Source organism: Streptomyces sp., assembly GCF_036566765.1.
Lineage (GTDB): Bacteria > Actinomycetota > Actinomycetes > Streptomycetales > Streptomycetaceae > Streptomyces.
In genome coordinates this window covers 1-5738 of record NZ_DATCVQ010000682.1, presented here as the reverse complement: position 1 = coordinate 5738, position 5738 = coordinate 1, and the positions used below count along the sequence as shown (strand labels likewise).

The 5738-nt window shown below is 75.0% G+C and carries 3 protein-coding genes; all 3 read right to left on the bottom strand.

Features of this window, described 5'->3' with window-relative positions:
• Positions 1–190: 190 nt before the first annotated feature.
• The gene (locus VIU94_RS39505) at positions 191–1009 is read right to left on the bottom strand and encodes a TrmH family RNA methyltransferase (RefSeq protein WP_331919600.1); all 819 of its coding nucleotides are present in this window, start codon (positions 1007–1009) and stop codon (positions 191–193) included.
• An 84-nt stretch (positions 1010–1093) separates the two neighbouring features.
• Positions 1094–2332 (bottom strand): uroporphyrinogen-III C-methyltransferase, encoded by a 1239-nt coding sequence (cobA, locus tag VIU94_RS39500; protein ID WP_331919598.1) that lies wholly within the window; start codon positions 2330–2332, stop codon positions 1094–1096.
• 677 nt (positions 2333–3009) lie between these two features.
• Positions 3010–5738: nicotinate-nucleotide--dimethylbenzimidazole phosphoribosyltransferase (gene cobT / locus VIU94_RS39495; protein ID WP_331919596.1), on the bottom strand; the 2729-nt coding region annotated here is incomplete at its 5' end.

Genomic DNA, 5738 nt, shown 5'->3' with positions numbered 1-5738 from the left:
CCGGCGTCCCGGCCGGGCGTGCGGACGACCTCGACGGGCCGACGGCCCGCGAACCCGCGGCTGCTGCGGCAGCGGCTGTTCGTCTTCGTCGTGGTGACGCTGATCGTCGCGTCGGGGATCGCGGCGTTGCAGGCGCTGCAGGGCTGAGCGGCCTCCGGCGGAGGCCGCTCCCCGGGCTCGCCGGGTTCCGTCAGTCCTGCGGGCGGCCCGTGGCCACCGCGTAGAACGCCACGGCGGCCGCCGCGCCGACGTTGAGCGAGTCCACGCCGTGCGCCATCGGGATCCGGACCCACTCGTCGGCGGCCATCAGGGCCTGCCGGGACAGGCCGTCGCCCTCCGCGCCCAGCATCAGCGCGACCCGCTCCAGCTTGTGCGGGGCCGCCTCGTCGATCGACGCGGCGCGCTCGGCCGGGGTGAGGGCGAGCAGCTTGAAGCCCGCCTCGCGGACCGCCTCCAGGCCCTTGGGCCAGGATTCGAGGCGGGCGTACGGGACCGAGAACACCGCGCCCATGGAGACCTTGACGGAGCGGCGGTACAGCGGGTCGGCGCAGTCCGGGGAGAGCAGTACCGCGTCCATGCCGAGCGCGGCGGCGCTGCGGAAGATCGCGCCGATGTTGGTGTGGTCGTTGACCGACTCCATGACGACGACCCGGCGGGCCGTGCGGAGCAGTTCCTCGGCGCTCGGCAGCGGCTTGCGCTGCATGGAGGCGAGCGCGCCGCGGTGCACGTGGTAGCCCGTGACGCGCTCGGCGAGGTCCGGCTGCACCGCGTACACGGGGGCCGGGACCTCGTCGATCACGTCGCGCATCACGTCGACCCACTTCGCGGAGAGCAGCATCGACCGCATCTCGTACCCGGCCTGCTTGGCGCGCCGGATCACCTTCTCGCCCTCGGCGATGAACAGGCCTTCTTCGGGCTCGCGTCGGCGGCGCAGCTCGACGTCGGTCAGGCCTGTGTAGTCGCGCAGGCGGGGGTCGTCTGGGTCGTCGACGGTGATGAGATCAGCCACGGGGTCGATACTGCCTTGTCCGGGGTGGGGTGCCAATGTGCGGGGCGGGGTTGGGTTACCCCTGGTTACGTGCGGTGGGCCCGACTACTGCTGCTTGACCAGCTTGTCCGGGCCCTCCGCCACCACGTCCCCGATCACGATGACCGCCGGCGGACGGACGTCCTCGGCCTTCACCGTCGCGGCGACCGTGGCGAGCGTCGCGTCCACGCGGCGCTGGGTCGCCGTCGTGCCCTCCTGGACCAGGGCCAGCGGGGTCTCGGGGGCCTTGCCGTGGGCGATCAGCGCCTCGGCGATCTTCCCGATCTTGTCGACCCCCATCAGGATCACCAGCGTCCCGGTCAGCTTGGCGAGGGACGCCCAGTCGACGAGCGAGCGCGGGTCGTCGGGCGCGACATGGCCGCTGACCACGGTGAACTCGTGCGCCACGCCTCGGTGGGTGACCGGGATGCCGGCCGCGCCCGGCACCGAGATCGAGCTGGAGATGCCCGGCACGACGGTGCAGGCGATGCCCTCGGCGGCCAGCGCCTGGGCCTCCTCCATGCCACGGCCGAAGACGAACGGGTCGCCGCCCTTGAGGCGGACCACCGACCTACCGGCCTTCGCGTGCTCGATGAGCGCGTTGTTGATGGCCTCCTGGGCCATGAACCGGCCGTACGGGATCTTCGCCGCGTCGATGACCTCGACGTGCGGGGGCAGTTCGCTGAGCAGGTCGCGAGGGCCGAGGCGGTCCGCGATGACGACGTCCGCCTCGGCGAGGAGGCGGCGGCCGCGGACGGTGATCAGGTCCGGGTCGCCGGGGCCGCCGCCGACCAGGGCGACGAAGGAGGTGCGGGCGCGGTGCTGCGGGGCCGAGAGCGAGCCGTCGCGCAGGCCCTCCACGATCGCGTCGCGCACGGCGGCGGAGCGGCGGGGGTCCCGGCCGGTGAGCACGGCGACGGTCACGCCCTCGCTGTGGCCGGTCGCCGGGGTCCAGGCGGTGGCCGCCTCGGCGTCGTCGGAGCGGACGCACCAGGTGCGGGTGCGCTCGGCCTCGGCGGAGACGGCGGCGTTGGCCGCGGGGTCGCCGGTGGCGACGAGGGCGTACCAGGTGTCGGCGAGGTCGCCGTCCTCGTAGCGGCGCTTCGTCCAGGTGATCTCGCCGGCCTCCGCCATGGCCTCGACGGAGGGGGTCGCGGAGGGCGAGATCAGCGTGACGTCCGCGCCGGCCGCGACGAGGGCCGGGAGGCGGCGCTGCGCCACCTGACCGCCGCCGATGACGACGACGCGCCGCCCGGCGAGGCGGAGTCCGACGGGGTAGGCGGGGTACTCGGCGGGCTCGGGCATGGGCTGGCGGCTCCTCGGAAGGGCGGGGCGATGCGTGTGCGGGGCCGCTGCGGCGGTGAAGCGGCTGGTGGGGCGGGGTGGGGGGCCTCTGCCCCCCACGATATCGGTGACGCGGGGTGGGCACGCTGTGACCCTTGTCCCGTCGGGCCCGCCGGGCCCTGGGCGCAGGGTCCGGCCGCCCCCACCCCCGTGTAGGGCCCCGCTTCCACCCCCGTGTGGGGGCCCCGCTTCCACCCACCCCCGTGTGGGCAATCGTCCCGCAGTGGGGGTCCCCCCAGGACGAAGTCCTAGGGGGAGGGACGGGTGGGCACACGGGACGGCGCCCCTGCGGGCGCGTTCCGCCCATGGCCCCGGTGCCCACGGGAGCGGCGCCCCATGGAACCCGGCCGCCCACGTGGCGCGGGTACGGGCACGGGGCGGAGGCGCCCGCAAAGGCGCCGTTCCGTTGTGCCCACCCTCCCCCAAGCTCTCGGCTTCGCTCGAGCAGGGGGGACCCCCATCGCCCTGGGGGTCCCCCGGACGAAGTCTGGGGGAGGAACGACTGCCCACAACGGGGGAGGGAGCGGGGGCGGGGAGCGCCCCGGCGGGACGGCTGGCCACAACACCGCCCCGGCGGGATGGGTGGGCGGGACGGCCGGGTGCGGGCGGTGGGGTGGGGGCCGTGGCCCCCACCCGCGTCACTTCTCCGTGACGCCCGCTGAGTCGAACGTCGCGACCTCGTGCATCGCCCGCGCCGCGCTCTGGACCACCGGGAGGGCCAGGAGCGCGCCGGTGCCCTCGCCGAGGCGGAGGTCCAGGTCGACCAGGGGGCGGAGGCCCAGCTTGTTGAGCGCGGCCACGTGGCCGGGCTCCGCGCTGCGGTGGCCGGCGATGCAGGCCGCCAGGGCCTCGGGGGCGATGGCGCGGGCGACGAGGGCCGCCGCGCCCGTGGAGACGCCGTCCAGGATCACCGGCGTACGCAGCGACGCGCCGCCCAGGATCATGCCGACCAGCGCCGCGTGCTCCAGGCCGCCGACCGCTGAGAGGACGCCGATCGGGTCCGCCGGGTCCGGCTTGTGGAGTTCGAGGGCGCGCCGGACCACGTCGACCTTGCGCGCGTGCATCTCGTCGTTGATGCCCGTACCGCGGCCGGTGACCTCCGCCGGGTCGACGCCCGTGTAGACCGAGATCAGCGCGGCGGACGCCGTGGTGTTCGCGATGCCCATCTCGCCGGTCAGCAGCGCCCGGTTGCCCGCCGCGACGAGGTCGCGGGCGGTCTCGATGCCGACCTCGATGGCCGCGAGCACCTCCTCGCGGGTCATCGCGAGGCCGGTGGTGAAGTCGCCCGTCCCCGGGCGGACCTTGCGCGGCAGCAGGCCGGGCGTCGCCGGCAGGTCCGAGGCGACGCCCACGTCGACGACGCAGACCTCCGCGCCGACCTGACTGGCGAACGCGTTGCAGACCGCTCCCCCGCCGAGGAAGTTCGCGACCATCTGGCCGGTCACCTCCTGCGGCCAGGCCGTGACGCCCTGGGCGTGCACGCCGTGGTCGCCGGCGAAGATCGCGACCGCGGCCGGCTCCGGGATCGGCGGCGGGCACATCCGGGACAGCCCGGAGAGCTGGGCGGAGATGATCTCCAGCATGCCCAGCGCCCCCGCGGGCTTCGTCATCCGCTTCTGCCGCTCCCAGGCCTCGCCCAGCGCCTTCGCGTCGAGCGGCCGGATGTTGGCGATCGTCTCCTGGAGCAGGTCGTGCGGCTCCTCGCCGGGCAGCGCCCGCCGCCCGTACGTCTCCTCGTGGACGACCCACGACAGCGGACGGCGCTTGGACCAGCCCGCCTGCATCAGCTCGGGCTCCTCCGGGAACTCGTCGACGTACCCGACGCACAGGTACGCGACGACCTCCAGGTGGTCCGGCAGGCCGAGGGAGCGGACCATCTCGCGCTCGTCGAAGAAGCTCACCCAGCCGACGCCGAGACCCTCGGCGCGGGCGGCGAGCCACAGGTTCTCGACGGCGAGGGCCGAGGAGTACGGGGCCATCTGCGGCTGCGTGTGGCGGCCCAGAGTGTGCCGACCGCCCCGGGTCGGGTCGGCGGTGACGACGATGTTGACCGGGGTGTCGAGGATGGCCTCGATCTTCAGTTCCTTGAACTGCTTCGCCCGGCCCTTCGGGAGCGACTTGGCGTACGCCTCGCGCTGCCGGGCAGCCAGTTCGTGCATCGTCCGGCGCGTCTCGGCGGAGCGGATGACGACGAAGTCCCAGGGCTGGGAGTGGCCCACGCTCGGCGCGGTGTGCGCGGCCTCGAGGACCCGGAGCAGCACCTCGTGCGGGATGGGGTCGCTGCGGAAGCCGTTGCGGATGTCGCGGCGCTCGCGCATCACGCGGAGGACGGCCTCGCGCTCGGCGTCGTCATAGCCGGGCGCGGGGGCGCTCGCCTGCACGTCCTCGACGTCCTCGACGTCCTCGGCGATGTCGGCGATCTCGACGATCTCGACGATCTCGACGATCTCGGCTACATCGGGGGCGTCCGCGTCGGCGGTCGGTGCCTCCGGCTGCTCGGCCACGGGCTCTGGCCGTACGGCGACCTCGGCCTCGGGGGCCTGCGGGGCCTCCGCGGGGGCGGGCTCCTCGACGACGGCCTCGACCACGGGCTCCGGCTCGGGGGCGGGGACCTGCTCGACCACGACCCGCTCAGCCACGATCGGCTCAGCAGCCGCCACGACCACGGGCTCGGGCTCCGGCTCGACGACCGGCTCGACGACGACGGCCTCGGCCACGGCGGGCTCCGCCACGGCCTCGGCCTGCGCGGGCTCGACGACGACCGGCTGGGCGACGACCGGCTCGGCGGGGATCTGCTCGGCGGCGACAACCGGCTGTACCGCGACCGGCTCGACTGCGACCGGGGCGGCGGGCGCAGTGACGATCGGCTCGACAGCAATCGGCTCGACGGCAACCGGCTCGACAGCGATCGGCTCAGCGACCACGGGCTCCACAGCGATCGGCTCAGCGACCACCGGCTCCACAGCCACCGGCGCCTCGGCGGCCACCTGCGGTTCCGGAGCAACCGGCGTCGGCGCCAGGTGCGGAGTCGTCGGGACCAGGCCCTCGACCTGCACGAACTGGCCCGACGGCGTGGGCTCGCCGCCCTGGGCCGGGACGACCGTTTCTGCGGGGACGGGGGCGACCACAGGAGTCTGCTGGGGGTCCTGGGGCAGGACGGCATCCGGGGCAGGCGTCCACGGCACGGCGCCCTGCGGAACCTCGCCGAGTCGCGGGCCGGGCAGCGGGGCCGCCTCGTCTCGCGGCACGTCCAGGTACTCGAGGCCGGTCGTCGGCGGGCCCTGGGTGCGGCCCGGCATCGGCGCGGGCGTCGCCCCGGTGGCGCCGCGGTCGGCCAGCGAGCGGACCACGCCGCCGGTGCTGTCCG